We start from the raw sequence: 15,106 nt of genomic DNA, 5'->3' as shown, positions 1-15,106 counted from the left end.
CGCGCCCTTTGGAGCGCCAGTGGCCCCACATCCCCACGAAGCCGCGCCCGTCCCGCATCATGACCGCCAATGGCGGCATTCCGCGGGATCCGGGGGCTCGACGCAGGTCATGGCCCCACTTCTACCCTTAATATGGGTGACAAGGGATTAACATGTAATCCCCCATGCTCAAACGCATTATGAATTCCACGTACGGAACGGGCGGGCAATCGCCCTCCTCCATCCGTCCATTTCATCCGCCAAGAAGGACTTCACCCGTCGAAACCCGGCGCACGCCATCCGGGGTGCGCAGATGCAGCAGCCCGTCCTCCCCGATCCCGTCGAATGTCCCGTGAACCATCCCCCCGCGTGCCATCACGCGGATGGGGGTTCCCACGGGATGCCCGCGCTCCAGCCATGCCGCCCGCACCGGCGCGAACCCGTCACTGGCATAACGCGCGATCCAGACGTCAAGCATCGTCAGCACCGCGCGCGCCACCTTCCCGACCTCCGGCACGGGACCGCCCTGCGCCATGCAGGCAAGGTCGCGGCCCTCGATCACCGGGGCGACACGCAGGTTCGCCCCCATGCCGATCGACAGCCACCGTCCCGCATCGCCATCCCCCCCCTCGATCAGGATGCCGGCCACCTTGCGCCCGTCCAGCAGAAGGTCATTGGGCCATTTCAGGGTCAGGCGGTGTCCCTGTTCCAGCCATGGCGCCAGCGCGTCGTGAAAAGCCAGCCCGGCAATGAACGGCCACAGCCCGATCGGGGTTGCATCCATGCCCGGCCGCAGCAGCACGGACATCGACAGGTTGCCGCCCGGATCGACCCAGCCACGTCCCCTGCTGCCGCGCCCCTGCGTCTGTTTCAGGGCAAGGATCGCCAGCCCTTCCGCGGCACCTTCCTCCGCCCGGCGCAGGCACAGGTCCGAGGTGGAGCCAAGCGTGTCATAAATTTCAAGATGCCACGGACCCCCAAGGATCCGTGGCACCTCCATGACCGTAACGGGAATGGAAGGGTCCATTACCTCAGCAACGCCTGCGCCGCCGCCTGCGCCGCCGTGGATACCGGGCCAAACGCCACGACGAACAGGCACGTCACCAGCCCCATGCCCACGGAGATGAAGGACAGGGAAACAGGGGGACGGTCAAACGCGGCCTCCGCCGTATCGAAGAACATGACCTTCACGATCCGCACGTAATAATAGGCACCGATAATGCTGCTCAGCACGCCAATGGCCGCCAGAACATACAGGTGCGCGTTGATGGCGGCATAGAAAACCATCAATTTGCCGAAAAATCCAGCCAGCGGCGGCGCGCCCGCCATGCTGAACATGAAAATGGCCATGGCGGCGGCCATGCCCGGCGCGGTCTTGCCCAGGCCGGCCAGGTCGGAAATCCGCGTCATGGCGAATCCCTTGCGCCGCATGGCGACGATCCCGGCAAACGCGCCGACATTCATGAACAGGTAGGTGACAAGATAGATCAGCGTCCCGCGCGTCCCCTCCGGCGTGGCGGCGGCCATGCCCATCATCGCGTATCCCATGTGCCCGATGGAGGAATAGGCCATCAGCCGCTTGATGTCCGTCTGGGCGATCGCGGCGATGGAGCCGAACAGCATGGAGGCGATGGAAACCAGTTCGATCAGCAGCCGCCATTGGTCCGTCATATGGCCGAACGGACCGATCATCACGCGCAGCAGCACGGCAAAGGCCGCGATCTTGGGCGCGCCGGCCATATAGGCCGTGACCGAGGACGGGGATCCCTGGTACACATCGGGCGTCCACATGTGAAACGGCACCGCCGACAGCTTGAACGACAGCCCGACCAGCATGAACACGATGCCGATCATAAGGCCGGTCGGCAATGCCGCCGTGCCTGCCACCGCCGTCTGGAGCCCGCCATATTCCAGCGTCCCGGCAAAGCCGTACACCAGGGCGATCCCATACAGCAGCAGCCCCGAGGCCAGCGATCCCAGCACGAAATATTTCAGCCCCGCTTCCGCCGCGCGAACCTGGTCACGGGCAAAGGCGCACAGGATATAGATCGCAAGCGACGACAGTTCGAGCCCGACAAACAGCGTCATCAGGTTGCCCGATGACGCCATCATCATCGTGCCCAGCGTGGAAAACAGGATCAGGACGGGAAATTCGAACTTCGCGACCTCCATTTCCCGGGCATAGCCCACGGTCATCATGGTCGCCAGGAACGCCCCGCACAGGGAAAGGATTTTCATGAAGCGGGCAAAGTCGTCATTCACGAAAATCCGGTTGTACCCCACCCCGTCAGGCGTAAACAGCACCAGCACGCCGGTTACGAAGAACGCCGCCATCGCCAGCATGGAGCACGAAAAAAACGGATTTTCCTTTTTCTGCACCACCCCGAACACCAGGATGGCGAGGCCCGAGATCGCGAGCACGATTTCAGGCAGAGCAAGTGTCCAGTTCATAGGTTCACCCTCGTCATCATGGCGTCAGTGCGCGAACAGCATGGTGGACAGCAGCACCACCAGGCCGATCAGCATCGTAAAGGCATAGACCGCGATCGACCCGGTCTGGATCCGCACCGCCTGTCCGGCGGATGCCACGGTCATGCGGGCCAGCCCTTCGGGAATGCCCTCGACCACGCCTTCGTCCACGTCCTTCCACAGCACGCGCGCAAGCGCCTTGTACGGACGGATCAGGATCAGGTCATACAGTTCGTCGAAATACCACTTGTTCAGCAGGAACAGGTACAGCGGCCGCAACGCGCGGGCCATCGCCCCTGGGATCGCGGGCTGCAGGATATAGCAGACATAGGCGATCAGGATGCCACCAACAGCCGCGATGCTCGGCACGAGGGAGATGAAGCCCGGCGCATGTTCCATCATTTCGATGATGTTGTTGCCCGGCGCGTTCGCGATCGCCCCGTTCCAGAACGCCACCTGGTCTTTGCCGATGTAATGCGGCGCCAGCAGGATGCCGCCCAGCACCGCGCCAAAGCCCAGCACGATGACCGGACCGGTCATGGAAATCGGGCTTTCATGCGCGCCTTCATGCAGGTGGGCGTCACGCGGCTTGCCATGGAAGACCAGAAAGATCAGGCGCCAGCTGTACAGCGCGGTCAGGAACGCGGTCACGCAGCCCATGGTCCAGCCATACCGTCCCAGCGCCGCGGGCGACATCCATGCGGCGTCAAGGATCGCATCCTTCGACCAGTACCCGGCAAAGGGGAAAATCCCCGCCAGCGCAAGGCTGCCGATCCACATGCAGACATAGGTCAGCGGGATCTTGCGCCACAGCCCGCCCATGCGGAACATGTCCTGTTCATCATGCACGGCATGGATCACACAGCCCGCGCCAAGGAACAGCAGCGCCTTGAAGAACGCATGCGTCGTCAGGTGAAACATCGCCGCCTGATAGGCCCCGACCCCGACCGCAACGAACATGTAGCCCAGCTGCGAACAGGTGGAATAGGCGATCGTGCGCTTGATGTCCGGCTGCACCAGTCCGACCGTCGCCGCGAAAAAGCAGGTGGTGCCCCCGATCAGGATGATGAAGTCACGCGTCATCGGCGCGAATTCGACCAGCGGCGACATCCGCGCCATCAGGAACACGCCCGCCGTGACCATCGTGGCCGCATGGATCAGGGCGGACACGGGGGTCGGCCCCTCCATCGCGTCAGGCAGCCATGTATGCAGGAACAGCTGCGCCGACTTGCCCATCGCCCCGATGAACAGCAGCATGCAGATCACCTCCATGGCGCGGTGGGCGCCAAACAGATGATACACATCATTCATGTGGGCAGGCACCATCGCGAAGATGTCGTCATACGTCACGGTGCCGAACTCGACATACAGCAGCGCGATCCCGACCAGGAAAAACAGGTCCGCCACGCGGTTGACGACAAACGCCTTGATCGCGGCGGCGGCAGCGGATGGCCGCGTGTACCAGTACCCGATCAGCAGGTAACTGGCGAGGCCGACGCCTTCCCAGCCAAAGAACAGCTGAAGCAGGTCATTCGACGTCACCAGCATCAGCATCGCGAACGTAAACAGCGAAAGGTAGGAAAAGAAGCGGAAGCGCGGCATGGTCTCATGCGCCATGTATCCCGTGCTGTAGATATGCACGAGAGTCGAGACCACGCAGACCATCGCCACGATCGACACCGACAGCGCGTCCATGCGCAATCCCCACGCGACATGGAAATTGCCGGCCTGGATCCAGTCGGCCACGGGAACAAGGGCGGTCACCATTCCGACCTGTCCCTCGATCATGAGGGCGCCGATCGCGGCCACGCTGGCAATGAGCATCAGGATGATCGTCAGCGCCTGCGACAGGGCGTCGCCAATGATGCGCCCCCCCATCCCCGCGGTCAGGAAACCGATCAGGGGCGCGAAGACCGCGATTTCAAAAAGGCAGGATGCCGTTTGCATGATCCGATCACCCTTTCATCATCGTAATGCGGTCGACCTCGATCGAGCCGCGATTACGGAAATAGACAGTGACGATGGCAAGGCCGATCGCGGATTCCGCCGCCGCGATCGTCAGCACGAACAGGGTGAAGACCTGTCCCGACAGATCGCCCAGCGCCGCCGAAAACGCCACGAAATTGATATTGGCCGACAGCAGGATCAGTTCGATCGACATCAGGATGATGATGACGTTCTTGCGGTTCAGGAAAATACCGAACACGCCCAGGACCAGCAGGATCGCGCTGATGACAAGGTACGGCGTGACGCCAATTGTGGCGATTGCACTATTCATTGTCCCGACTTTCGTTTTTCGTGACGTCCTCGACCACGACCAGCGCGGTGGAGTCCTCCAGCCGCTGCTCCTCCTCGCGATAGGCCTGGGTGCCATAGGTCCCCGGCACGGCCGCGACGTCATAGGACTGGTGCGGGCGCAGGAACCCGCCCAGCGCATCGACGCTCTGCCCCAAGGGAAGCGACAGCAGTTCCATGGAATCCGCCGCCTGACGTTCATGCTGGCGTTCGATGTCCTGGCGTCGTCCCGTCGGCCGGTCACGCAGCGTCAGCACGATCGCGCCGATCATCGCCACCAGCAGCACCAGCGCGCAGGCCTGGAACAGGAAGATGTAGTGCGTATAAAGCACATCCCCCAACGCGGCCGTGTTCGAACGCGTGGGCGAGGACGGGACAAGGTGGCCCACATCGCCAATGTTGGACGCAAAGCGCCAGTGCATGAACGCCAGCACCAGTTCCGCCAGAAGCACACCGCCCAGCGCCGCGCCGATCGGGGCATAGCGTTGCAGCCCCTCGCGCGCCTGGGCGATGCGGATGTCAAGCATCATGACGACAAACAGGAACAGCACCGCGACGGCGCCGACATAGACGATGACAAGGATCATCGCCAGGAATTCGGCCCCCGCGATCAGGAACAGTCCCGCCGCGTTGAAAAACGCCAGTATCAGGAACAGGACCGAATGCACGGGATTGCGGGCGCTGACCACCATCGAGGCAGAAAGAACCAGGACCGCCGCAAATATGTAAAAGACGATTTGGGTCATCATGGGTGACCTTCCTGCCGCATGGATATTTCCTCCTGCTGCCCGCATGTCCACCTGCCATCGCGCGGATGGAAGGGGGACATGCGATCCGCCATGTCAACGATACGGCGCGTCCAGCTCCAGCCGGCGCGCAAGAACGCTTTCCCAGCGGTCGCCATTGGCGAGCAGCTTGTCCTTGTTGTACATAAGTTCTTCGCGCGTCTCGGTCGCGAATTCATAGTTGGGGCCTTCAACGATCGCATCCACGGGGCATGCTTCCTCGCACAGTCCGCAATAGATGCACTTGGTCATGTCGATGTCGTACCGCGTGGTACGACGCGAACCGTCGTCGCGGGGCTCGGCCTCGATCGTGATGGCCTCCGCCGGGCATGTCGCCTCGCACAGCTTGCACGCGATGCAGCGCTCTTCCCCGTTGGGATAGCGGCGCAGCGCATGCTCGCCCCTGAAACGCGGCGACAGCGGCCCCTTTTCATAGGGATAGTTGATCGTCGCCTTGGGCTTGAAAAACGCCTTCAGCGTCACGCTCATGCCCGAGACCAGTTCGCTCAGCAGGAACGACCGGGCGGTGCGGCTCAGATATCCCATCAGCTTGCTCCTCCGGGCAGCAGGCCCGTCACCATCAGAAAACCGGCCGTCAGAACCATCCACGCCAGGGAGAACGGCAGGAACACCTTCCACCCCAGCCGCATCAGCTGGTCATAGCGATAGCGGGGGAAGGTCGCGCGCACCCAGATGAAGACGAACAGGCAGAACAGGATCTTGGCGATCAGCCACAGCGGCCCCGGGATCCATGTCAGCGGCGCGACATCCAGCGGCGGCAGCCAGCCACCAAGGAACAGGATGCTGACCATGCCCGACATCAGGAACATGTTGGCATATTCCCCAAGGAAGAAGAGCCCGAACGCCAGCGCCGAATATTCGACGAAGAAGCCCGCCACAAGCTCGCTCTCCCCTTCGGGAAGGTCGAAGGGCGCGCGGTTGGTTTCCGCCAGCGCGGAGATGAAGAAAACGATGAACATCGGGAACATCGGCAGGCAGAACCAGACATGGCGCTGCGCCAGCACGATGTCATTGAGGTTCAGGCTGCCGACCGCCAGCAGGACGGAGACGATCACAAGGCCGATCGAGACCTCGTAGGACACCATCTGCGCAGCCGAACGCAGGCCGCCAAGGAAGGCATATTTCGAATTGGACGCCCAGCCCGCGATCAGGATGCCGTAAACCCCGAGCGAGGAAATCGCCAGCAGGTAAAGCACCCCGACATTGATGTCGGCGATCGCAAGGCCGTTGCCCGTCGGGATGACCGCCCATGCCACCATCGCCAGTGAAAAGGTCAGGAACGGCGCGAACAGGAACAGCATGCGGTTCGCGCCCGCCGGGATGACCGTTTCCTTGGTCAGCATCTTGATCGCGTCGGCGAATGCCTGCAGCACGCCGAACGGACCGTTGACGTTCGGCCCCTTGCGCAACTGCATCGCGGCCATCACCTTGCGTTCGGCCAGGGTCAGGTACGCGACCCCCAGCAGAAGCGGCACAAGCACGGCCAGCGTTTCCAGAACGATCAGCAGAACCTGGCCCACGACCGTATGTAAAAAGAAATGCGTCACCTCACCTTACTCCGCTGCCTGGGCCGGGGGATGGACATAGGTCCGCGAACAGGTCTCCATCGTCGGGCTGGCGCGGCAGATGGGACTGGTCTGGTAATAATCCGCGATCACCGGAACAAAGGGGGTGGAGGCGATCGCCACCTTTCCCCCATCGGGGCTGACGCCCTGCGGTGGCGCGAACCGGGGATGGCCCTGCCGCGCGAAAACCGGATTGACCTGCGCCAGGCGCGCGCGCAGCGCCTCGAGCGTGTCATAGGGAAGCGTATGCCCCACCACTTCGGAAAACGCGCGCAGGATACGCCAGTCCTCGCGCGCGTCGCCCGGCGGCATGACCGCGCGGAACGACTGCTGCACGCGGCCTTCGGTATTGACGTAGGTACCGGGCTTTTCCGCATACAGCGCGCCGGGCAGGATCACGTCCGCCCGCGCGGCGCCCGCGTCGCCATGATGCCCCTGATAGATGACAAAGGTATCATTGCCGATGCGATCGACCGGGAATTCATCCGCGCCAAGCAGCCACAGGACTTCCACCCCGTCATTGAGCATGCCCGCGACATCGCGGCCGCCCTTTTGCGGAACAAAGCCCATGTCCAGGCCGGCGACGCGGCTGGCGGCCGTGTGCAGGACGTTGAAGCCATGCCACTGCGCATCCAGCGCACCCACCTGTCCCGCAAGGTCCCATGCCGCCTTGAGGATCGCGCGTGCGTCAGGCCGCGTCAGCGCCCCGTGCCCGACGATGATCATCGGCCGCTCGGCCTTTTTCAGGACATCGAGGAACGGCGAACGCCCTGCCGCAAGGTCCGCCAGCGCATCCGGCCCGTCGCCCAGCACCTCAACGGCATAGGTGGGATCGGCCTGCGGCGCACCGATCATCGCGATCGGGAACTTGCCCCGGCCGGCGGTGACGAAACGCTTGCGGATGCGCGCGTTCAGGACGGGGGCCTCCTGCCGGGGGATGGCCCCGACAATCAGCAGCGCGTCCGCGTCCTCGATCCCGGTGATGCCGGTATTGAACGTATAGAAATCGCGGTGCGACAGGTCGTAATCCGCCCCGTCCTGACGGCAGTCGATGTTCGGCGATCCCAGCGCGCCCATCAGGTCCTTCAGCGCCAGCATGCTTTCGGCATCGCACAGGTCACCGGCGATCGCGCCGATCCGTTCCCCCGGAACGCCCTTGAGCCGCTTTGCCAGCGCGACAAAGACATCCTGCCATGACGCGGGCTGCAGCTTGCCATGCACCCGCACCCATGGCCGGTCGAGGCGACGGTGGCGGAAGCCGTCCACGACGAAACGCCCCTTGTCCGCCAGCCACTCCTCGTTCACCTCGTCATTGGTGCGCGGCACGATGCGCAGCACGCTGGCGCCACGGGCCTGCATCACGATATTGGTGCCGACCGCGTCGCACACGTCGATCGAGTCCGTGCGCTTGAGCTCCCATGGACGCGCGGTAAAGGCATACGGCTTGGACGTCAGCGCGCCCACCGGGCAGATGTCGATCAGGTTGCCCGACAGTTCGGAAGTCAGCGCCTTTTCGACGTAGTTGGTTACTTCCATGTTTTCACCGCGCGAGACGGCGCCAAGTTCCGGCACGCCCGCGACCTCGGTCGCGAAACGGATGCAACGCGTGCACTGGATGCAGCGCGTCATGACCGTCTTGACCAGCGGGCCGAGATACTTGTCCGTCACCGCGCGCTTGTTTTCGAGGTAGCGCGAATGGTCCGCGCCATACCCGAACGCCTGGTCCTGAAGGTCGCATTCGCCGCCCTGATCGCAGATCGGGCAGTCAAGCGGATGGTTGATGAGCAGGAATTCCATGACCGCCCGTCGCGCCTTGCGCACGACCTCGGTATCGGTCAGGATCTGCATCCCCTCGCCCACCGGAAAGCCGCACGACGCCACCGGCTTGGGCGCGCGGACCACCTGCACAAGGCACATGCGGCAGTTGCCCGCCACCGACAGCCGTTCGTGAAAGCAGAAACGCGGGATTTCCTTGCCCGCGGCCTCGCAGGCCTGAAGGGCGCTGGACCCGGCCGGGACTTCGACGGGAATGCCGTCAACGGTTACTTTTACCATGCCACTCACTCCGCCGCGCTCGGAAGGTCGGCGGGAACCTGCACCAGCCGCCCGCCACCATGGGCGGCCTTGTAGGCGCGGATGCGTTCCTCCATCACCGGGCGGAACCGCCGGATCAGCCCCTGGATGGGCCATGCCGCCGCATCGCCCAGGGCGCAGATCGTATGACCTTCAACCTGGCGCGTTACCTGTTCGAGCATGTCAATCTCCTCGATCTCCGCGCGGCCTTCGACCATGCGTTGCATGACACGCATCATCCATCCCGTGCCCTCGCGGCAGGGGGTGCACTGACCACAGCTCTCATGCTTGAAAAACTGGGAAAAACGGGCGATGGCGCGGATGATGTCGGTGGATTTGTCCATCACGATCATGCAGGCCGTGCCAAGGCCGGAACCTTCGGCGCGCAGGCTGTCGTAATCCATCAGGACCGTGTCGCACACCTCGCGCGGCAGCATCGGCACGGAACAGCCGCCCGGAATGACCGCCAGCAGGTTGTCCCACCCGCCACGCACGCCGCCGCCATGTTTTTCGATGATGTCCTTGAGCGGCACGCCAAGTTCTTCCTCGAACACGCAGGGCGTGTTGACGTGCCCGGAAATGGCCATCAGCTTCGTGCCCGCGTTGTTCGGACGGCCCAGCCCGGAAAACCACGACGCCCCGCGCCGCATGATCGTCGAGGTCACGGCAATGCTTTCGACATTGTTGACCGTCGTCGGACAGCCATACAGCCCCATCGCCGCGGGGAATGGCGGCTTCATGCGGGGCTGCCCCTTCTTGCCCTCCAGGCTTTCGAGCAGGGCCGTCTCCTCGCCGCAGATATAGGCGCCCGCCCCGCGATGGATATAGAAATCGAAATCCCATCCCGATCCGGCGGCGTTTGGACCGATCAGTCCAGCCTCGTATGCCTCATCGATCGCATACTGCAGATGCCGCGCCTCGTTGAAGAACTCGCCACGGATGTAGATATAGGATTTGTGCGCCCCCATCGCGAAGGACGCGATCAGCGCGCTTTCGATCAGCTTGTGCGGATCGTGGCGCAGGATCTCGCGGTCCTTGCAGGTGCCGGGTTCGGATTCATCGCCGTTGATGACCAGATAATGCGGCCGCCCGTCCGATGTCTTGGGCATGAATGACCATTTGACCCCGGTGGGGAAACCCGCGCCGCCGCGGCCACGCAGGCCGGATGCCTTCATCTCCGCGATGATTGCATCACGCCCGCGCGCCAGGATGGCGGCGGTGTCGTTCCAGTCACCACGCTGTCGCGCACCCGCCAGCCGCCAGTCGTTCTGACCGTACAGATTGGTAAAAATCCGGTCCTTGTCCTCAAGCATGTCCCGTCTTTCCTACCCGTTGTCCTGCGTGCCGCCGGCCTGCCGCCCCGCGGTGTCCAGCAGCGTCTTGCGCCCCCCGACCGGGGCGGAATCCATGCGATCGATGGTGGGGCCGGGCTTCGGACGCTCGCCACGGCGCAGGGCCGCGATCAGCTCCGTCGTGCGCGGACCGTCCATGTCCTCGTAATAATCATCGTCAACCTGAAGGATCGGCGCGTTGGCGCAGGCGCCAAGGCATTCGACCTCGGTCATCGTGAACAGGCCATCCACGCTGGTTTCGCCAAAGGACTGGATGCCTGTCGCGGCCTTGCACGCCGCCGTGACGTCGTCCGATCCCCGCAGCCAGCACGACGTCGTCGTGCAGACCTGAAGGTGGTACTTGCCGATCGGCTTCGTATTGAACATCAGGTAGAAGGTGGCGACCTCGTAAACCCGGATGGGCGCCATCTCCAGCCGGTGCGCCACCGCGTCCATCGCGACACGGGGAACCCATGCGCTGCCGGTCTGGCGTCCCATCTGCTTCTGCACCACGTAAAGCAGCGGGATGACGCCGCTGGCCTTACGTTCGGGGGGATACTTTGCGAGTATCTGCGCGATCTGCTGCTCACTTTCGGAATCGAACGTGAATTCAGCAGGTTCCGCGTCATGAGGGGTGTTGGAATCCGCGGACATGTCGTTCACCTGTCTATTTCGCCGAACACCAGATCAAGCGAACCGATGATCGCAACCGCGTCGGCCAGCATGTGCCGCCGCGCCATCACGTCCATGGCCTGCAGATGGGCAAACCCGGTGGGGCGAATCTTGCATCGATAGGGCCGGTTGCTGCCATCAGCGACCAGATAGACGCCGAATTCCCCTTTCGGGCTTTCGACGGCGGTATAGGTCGCGCCCGGCGGCACGTGGTACCCTTCGGTAAACAGCTTGAAATGATGGATCAGGGCTTCCATCGACCGTTTCATTTCCCGCCGTGGGGGCGGGGCGATCTTGCGGTCCTGGACCTTGATCGGTCCCGGCTTCATCTGCGCCAGGCACTGCTCGATGATTTTGACGCTTTCGCGCATTTCCGCGACGCGTACCAGATATCTGTCGTAACAGTCGCCCTGACGCGCCACCGGCACGTTGAACTCGACCTTGTCGTAATTGTCATAGGGCTGCGAGCGGCGCAGGTCCCATGGCACGCCGGACGCCCGCAGGCACGGCCCGCTGAATCCCCATGCCAGCGCCTGTTCCGTGGTGAAGACGCCGATGCCGACCGTGCGCTGTTTCCAGATGCGGTTGTTGGTCAGCAGGGATTCAAGGTCATCGATCCAGCGCGGAAATTCCGTCGTCCATTCGGCGATGCGGTCCTCAAGCCCGGCCGGGAGGTCACGCGCGACGCCGCCGGGACGGAAATAGTTGGCGTGGAAACGCGCGCCCGACGCGGCCTCGTAAAACTCCAGCAGCTTTTCCCGTTCCTCATACCCCCACAGGGCGGGCGTCAGCGCGCCGCAGTCCAGCCCGAACGAGGTCAGGTTGAGGATGTGGTTCAGGATCCGCGTGATTTCCGCGAACATGACGCGGATCCATTTCGCGCGATCCGGGATTTCGAGGTTCAGCAGCTTTTCCGTCGCAAGGGCGAACGCCTGCTCCTCACACATGGGGGAGACGTAATCGAGACGGTCGAAATACGGCAGGGCCTTGGGATAGGTCTTGTATTCAATCAGCTTTTCCGTGCCGCGATGCAAAAGCCCGACATGCGGAATGGCGCGGGTAACGACCTCCCCCTCCATTTCCAGCACCAGGCGCAGCACGCCATGGGCCGAAGGATGCTGGGGACCGAAATTCAGCGCATGCGAATCGATTTCAACGACATGCTTCCTGACATCACCGTCGCTGTCTTCGGGAAGCAGCGCTTCAGGAATGTCCTCCTGCAGGGTCACATCACTCATCGTTCTATTTCCCTATTCCTGACGCTTGATGTTCTGGCGGAACGCATGCGCCTTCTCGTCCCCCGGCAGGGTCAGGATGCCCTCCCACGGGGATTCAAAATCGAAATTGCGGAAGTCCTGCGTCAGCTGCACCGGCTCATAGACAACCTGCCGCCGTTCCTCGTCGTAACGGGTCTCGACATAGCCGGTCAGGGGGAAGTCCTTGCGCAGGGGATGCCCCTCGAACCCGTAATCGGTCAGGATGCGCCGCAGGTCCGGCTGGTCCGCGAACAGGATGCCGAACAGGTCGTAGCATTCGCGTTCCCACCAGGTGGCGGATGGCCACAGGCGATGCACCGACGGCACGGGCTGCGTCTCGTCCGTTGTGACGATCACGCGGATGCGGTGGTTATGGGTCACCGACAGCAGGTTATAGACAACGTCGAAACGTTCCGCGCGATCTGGATAGTCCACGCCGCACAGGTCCATCATCTGCTCGCACGCGTAACGCGGGTCGTCGCGCAGCATTTCCATGATCGCCAGCAGGTAGGGGCGCGTCGTGCGCACCACCAGTTCCCCGCCCTCGATCCCGGCGGAGATGATGCCCGGCACCGACGTGGCCAGCGTAAATGTCAGCGAACCCAGCGACGCCTGCGCCTGCGACTGCACCGCCGGAAGGGTGTTTGATGCCTCAGCCACGGAGAATCGTCCCTGTCCTGCGAATTTTCTTCTGGAGCTGGAGGATGCCGTAAATCAGCGCCTCCGCCGTCGGGGGACAGCCCGGGACATACACGTCAACCGGCACGATCCGGTCGCAGCCACGCACCACCGAATAGGAATAATGGTAATATCCGCCGCCGTTGGCGCATGACCCCATGGAAATGACCCAGCGCGGCTCGGCCATCTGGTCGTACACGCGCCGCAGGGCCGGGGCCATCTTGTTCGTCAGCGTCCCGGCGACGATCATCACGTCCGACTGCCGTGGGGAGCCGCGCGGGATGATGCCCATGCGGTCAAGGTCGTAACGCGGCATGTAGGCGTGGATCATTTCCACCGCGCAGCACGCCAGGCCAAATGACATCGGCCACAGGCTGCCGGTGCGCCCCCAGTTCACGATCTTGTCCAGGCTGGCGACGACAAAACCCTTTTCCGTAATCTCGCCAGTGACACCGCGGATGACCGCGTCCTGCTCCGGTCCCGGCGGCAGCATTTCGCGATTCCATGCGATGCTGTCAGATGGACGTCCCTGCCCTGATGAACTGCTGCTCATGCTTCCTGTCTCCCTTTCCTGCTGCCTCAATCCCACTCCAGCGCGCCCTTGCACCATTCGTAGATGAAGCCGACCGTCAGGACCGCCAGGAACCCCATCATCGACAGGAAACCGAACCATCCGATCCGCGACAGGCTCACCGCCCACGGGAACAGGAAAGCCACCTCGAGGTCGAAAATAATGAAGAGGATGGCCACAAGATAAAACCGGACGTCGAATCGCCGCCGCGTGTCATCAAAGGGCTCAAACCCGCATTCATACGCGGATGTTTTTTCCGAATATGGCTTCTGCCACCCGAAAAGCAGCGAACTTCCCAGCATGGCGCCCGCGATTACAACCGCGATGGCGCCGAATATCAGTACAGGGAAATAATCCGCGATGACGGAATGCATGGTCCACGTCCCCAAACCTGTTGATTGAACCATCCGTGTCTTGAACGACTTCTGTATGGCTGGGGCAAAGTTAGACCCAAACCCCCGCATACGAACAGACGGTTAGCCTATACTCAGGTGGGAACATTACCGTGATGTTAGGAAATGCCGCAGAAATACAGTCGTTGTGCCCGAATTACTTATCGGGAACTTTTTGTTGTCTTCATATTTCTGTGTAGTTGGGAAAACGCCATATTCCCCGGCAACCAGCCATAAGGGGCATGCCCGGCCCGCTGCATGCCGCAGCGTGGCAGAGGACGGATTTTCCTGAAACCGGCATTGGGAAATGGCGCGAGTGACGGGGCTCGAACCCGCGACCTCCGGCGTGACAGGCCGGCGCTCTAACCAACTGAGCTACACCCGCGCAGGTGTTGTCCGGGGCATCTCTACCGATCCATCCGGACAGCGTCAACATATGATGACGCCTTGAAATCCCGATTCCTGAATGCCGCATGATCGGCCGGATCGGGTGGTCACATGGTCTGGACATCCATGGTGGGCGATGACGGGATCGAACCGCCGACCCTCTCGGTGTAAACGAGACGCTCTACCGCTGAGCTAATCGCCCATATGTCCGCATCAAAGCCGAGGGGTCGACAATCCATACCGTGGATCCGGACCCCTCACCTGATGCAAGCTGCTTATTTGCTTACAGCTTCTTTCAGATTTTTGCCAGGCTTGAAACGCACGGAGGTCGAGGCCGGGATATCGATCTCTTCGCCAGTGCGGGGGTTGCGGCCCTTGGCAGCCTTACGGGTGGCGGTCACGAACGTACCGAAACCGACCAGACGCACTTCCTGTCCGTTGGACAGGGCCTTTTCGATCGCGCCGAACACAGCATCGACCACTTCGCCCGCCTTTGCCTTGGCCAGATCGGCGTTCTCGGCGACAGCAGCAACGAGTTCCTGCTTGTTAAGTGGCTTCTCCATTTTACGCCTTTCTCTGTAACTGACTGCGACCGCTTCTCACGCATGTTTTGGCGTCGCATTTTCTGCCTG

Annotated in this window: 15 protein-coding genes and 2 tRNA genes; all 17 read right to left on the bottom strand. The window is 62.5% G+C overall.

Features of this window, described 5'->3' with window-relative positions:
- Positions 1-232: 232 nt before the first annotated feature.
- Positions 233-1,006: a biotin--[acetyl-CoA-carboxylase] ligase gene (locus CFR71_RS01590; protein ID WP_110526149.1), complete on the bottom strand. Its 774-nt coding sequence runs from the start codon at positions 1,004-1,006 to the stop codon at positions 233-235.
- Positions 1,006-2,430, bottom strand: a complete 1,425-nt coding sequence (gene nuoN / locus CFR71_RS01585) for an NADH-quinone oxidoreductase subunit NuoN (RefSeq protein WP_110526146.1) — start codon at positions 2,428-2,430, stop codon at positions 1,006-1,008. Before nuoN ends, CFR71_RS01590 begins: the two co-directional genes overlap by 1 nt.
- Before the next feature lie 24 nt (positions 2,431-2,454).
- Entirely contained in the window at positions 2,455-4,395 is a 1,941-nt protein-coding gene (gene nuoL / locus CFR71_RS01580) for an NADH-quinone oxidoreductase subunit L (RefSeq protein WP_110526144.1), read from the bottom strand.
- A 7-nt stretch (positions 4,396-4,402) separates the two neighbouring features.
- Positions 4,403-4,726, bottom strand: a complete 324-nt coding sequence (nuoK, locus tag CFR71_RS01575; protein WP_110094251.1) for an NADH-quinone oxidoreductase subunit NuoK — start codon at positions 4,724-4,726, stop codon at positions 4,403-4,405.
- Positions 4,719-5,492 carry an NADH-quinone oxidoreductase subunit J gene (locus tag CFR71_RS01570; RefSeq protein ID WP_110526141.1) on the bottom strand — a complete coding sequence of 258 codons (774 nt, stop codon included), beginning with the start codon at positions 5,490-5,492 and terminating at the stop codon, positions 4,719-4,721. The genes nuoK and CFR71_RS01570 overlap by 8 nt, the downstream gene beginning before the upstream one ends.
- Positions 5,493-5,585: 93 nt before the next feature.
- Positions 5,586-6,074: an NADH-quinone oxidoreductase subunit NuoI gene (nuoI, locus tag CFR71_RS01565; RefSeq protein ID WP_110094249.1), complete on the bottom strand. Its 489-nt coding sequence runs from the start codon at positions 6,072-6,074 to the stop codon at positions 5,586-5,588.
- The gene (gene nuoH / locus CFR71_RS01560; protein WP_110526138.1) at positions 6,074-7,096 is read right to left on the bottom strand and encodes an NADH-quinone oxidoreductase subunit NuoH; all 1,023 of its coding nucleotides are present in this window, start codon (positions 7,094-7,096) and stop codon (positions 6,074-6,076) included. The genes nuoI and nuoH overlap by 1 nt, the downstream gene beginning before the upstream one ends.
- A gap of 6 nt (positions 7,097-7,102) precedes the next feature.
- Entirely contained in the window at positions 7,103-9,169 is a 2,067-nt protein-coding gene (gene nuoG, locus CFR71_RS01555) for an NADH-quinone oxidoreductase subunit NuoG (RefSeq protein WP_110526135.1), read from the bottom strand.
- 5 nt (positions 9,170-9,174) lie between these two features.
- The gene (nuoF, locus tag CFR71_RS01550; protein WP_110526132.1) at positions 9,175-10,500 is read right to left on the bottom strand and encodes an NADH-quinone oxidoreductase subunit NuoF; all 1,326 of its coding nucleotides are present in this window, start codon (positions 10,498-10,500) and stop codon (positions 9,175-9,177) included.
- A gap of 12 nt (positions 10,501-10,512) precedes the next feature.
- A complete protein-coding gene (locus CFR71_RS01545; protein WP_110526129.1) occupies positions 10,513-11,172 on the bottom strand; it encodes a complex I 24 kDa subunit family protein in 660 nt (219 codons plus the stop codon).
- A gap of 5 nt (positions 11,173-11,177) precedes the next feature.
- Positions 11,178-12,428, bottom strand: a complete 1,251-nt coding sequence (locus CFR71_RS01540) for an NADH-quinone oxidoreductase subunit D (protein WP_110526127.1) — start codon at positions 12,426-12,428, stop codon at positions 11,178-11,180.
- 12 nt (positions 12,429-12,440) lie between these two features.
- Positions 12,441-13,052, bottom strand: coding sequence for an NADH-quinone oxidoreductase subunit C (locus CFR71_RS01535; protein ID WP_239029583.1), 612 nt, complete (start codon positions 13,050-13,052; stop codon positions 12,441-12,443).
- A 46-nt stretch (positions 13,053-13,098) separates the two neighbouring features.
- Positions 13,099-13,677: a NuoB/complex I 20 kDa subunit family protein gene (locus tag CFR71_RS01530; RefSeq protein ID WP_110526124.1), complete on the bottom strand. Its 579-nt coding sequence runs from the start codon at positions 13,675-13,677 to the stop codon at positions 13,099-13,101.
- A 26-nt stretch (positions 13,678-13,703) separates the two neighbouring features.
- A complete protein-coding gene (locus CFR71_RS01525) occupies positions 13,704-14,069 on the bottom strand; it encodes an NADH-quinone oxidoreductase subunit A (protein ID WP_110526121.1) in 366 nt (121 codons plus the stop codon).
- A gap of 326 nt (positions 14,070-14,395) precedes the next feature.
- Positions 14,396-14,472 (bottom strand) — tRNA-Asp (locus CFR71_RS01520).
- A 129-nt stretch (positions 14,473-14,601) separates the two neighbouring features.
- Positions 14,602-14,676, bottom strand: a tRNA-Val gene (locus CFR71_RS01515).
- Between the two features lie 73 nt (positions 14,677-14,749).
- The gene (locus CFR71_RS01510) at positions 14,750-15,037 is read right to left on the bottom strand and encodes an HU family DNA-binding protein (protein WP_003620741.1); all 288 of its coding nucleotides are present in this window, start codon (positions 15,035-15,037) and stop codon (positions 14,750-14,752) included.
- Between the last annotated feature and the right edge of the window lie 69 nt (positions 15,038-15,106).

This window comes from Novacetimonas pomaceti (assembly GCF_003207955.1).
Taxonomy (GTDB): Bacteria; Pseudomonadota; Alphaproteobacteria; order Acetobacterales; family Acetobacteraceae; genus Novacetimonas; species Novacetimonas pomaceti.
Note: the sequence above shows the minus strand (reverse complement) of the source record. Positions and strands in the feature narration are given on the sequence as shown.

Coding starts and splice junctions, on each gene's coding strand:
- CFR71_RS01590 (WP_110526149.1), bottom strand. CDS start 1,006: ATGGACCCTTCCATTCCCGTTACGGTCATGGAGGTGCCACGGATCCTT.
- nuoN (WP_110526146.1), bottom strand. CDS start 2,430: ATGAACTGGACACTTGCTCTGCCTGAAATCGTGCTCGCGATCTCGGGC.
- nuoL (WP_110526144.1), bottom strand. CDS start 4,395: ATGCAAACGGCATCCTGCCTTTTTGAAATCGCGGTCTTCGCGCCCCTG.
- nuoK (WP_110094251.1), bottom strand. CDS start 4,726: ATGAATAGTGCAATCGCCACAATTGGCGTCACGCCGTACCTTGTCATC.
- CFR71_RS01570 (WP_110526141.1), bottom strand. CDS start 5,492: ATGATGACCCAAATCGTCTTTTACATATTTGCGGCGGTCCTGGTTCTT.
- nuoI (WP_110094249.1), bottom strand. CDS start 6,074: ATGGGATATCTGAGCCGCACCGCCCGGTCGTTCCTGCTGAGCGAACTG.
- nuoG (WP_110526135.1), bottom strand. CDS start 9,169: ATGGTAAAAGTAACCGTTGACGGCATTCCCGTCGAAGTCCCGGCCGGG.
- nuoF (WP_110526132.1), bottom strand. CDS start 10,500: ATGCTTGAGGACAAGGACCGGATTTTTACCAATCTGTACGGTCAGAAC.
- CFR71_RS01545 (WP_110526129.1), bottom strand. CDS start 11,172: ATGTCCGCGGATTCCAACACCCCTCATGACGCGGAACCTGCTGAATTC.
- CFR71_RS01540 (WP_110526127.1), bottom strand. CDS start 12,428: ATGAGTGATGTGACCCTGCAGGAGGACATTCCTGAAGCGCTGCTTCCC.
- CFR71_RS01530 (WP_110526124.1), bottom strand. CDS start 13,677: ATGAGCAGCAGTTCATCAGGGCAGGGACGTCCATCTGACAGCATCGCA.
- CFR71_RS01525 (WP_110526121.1), bottom strand. CDS start 14,069: ATGCATTCCGTCATCGCGGATTATTTCCCTGTACTGATATTCGGCGCC.
- CFR71_RS01510 (WP_003620741.1), bottom strand. CDS start 15,037: ATGGAGAAGCCACTTAACAAGCAGGAACTCGTTGCTGCTGTCGCCGAG.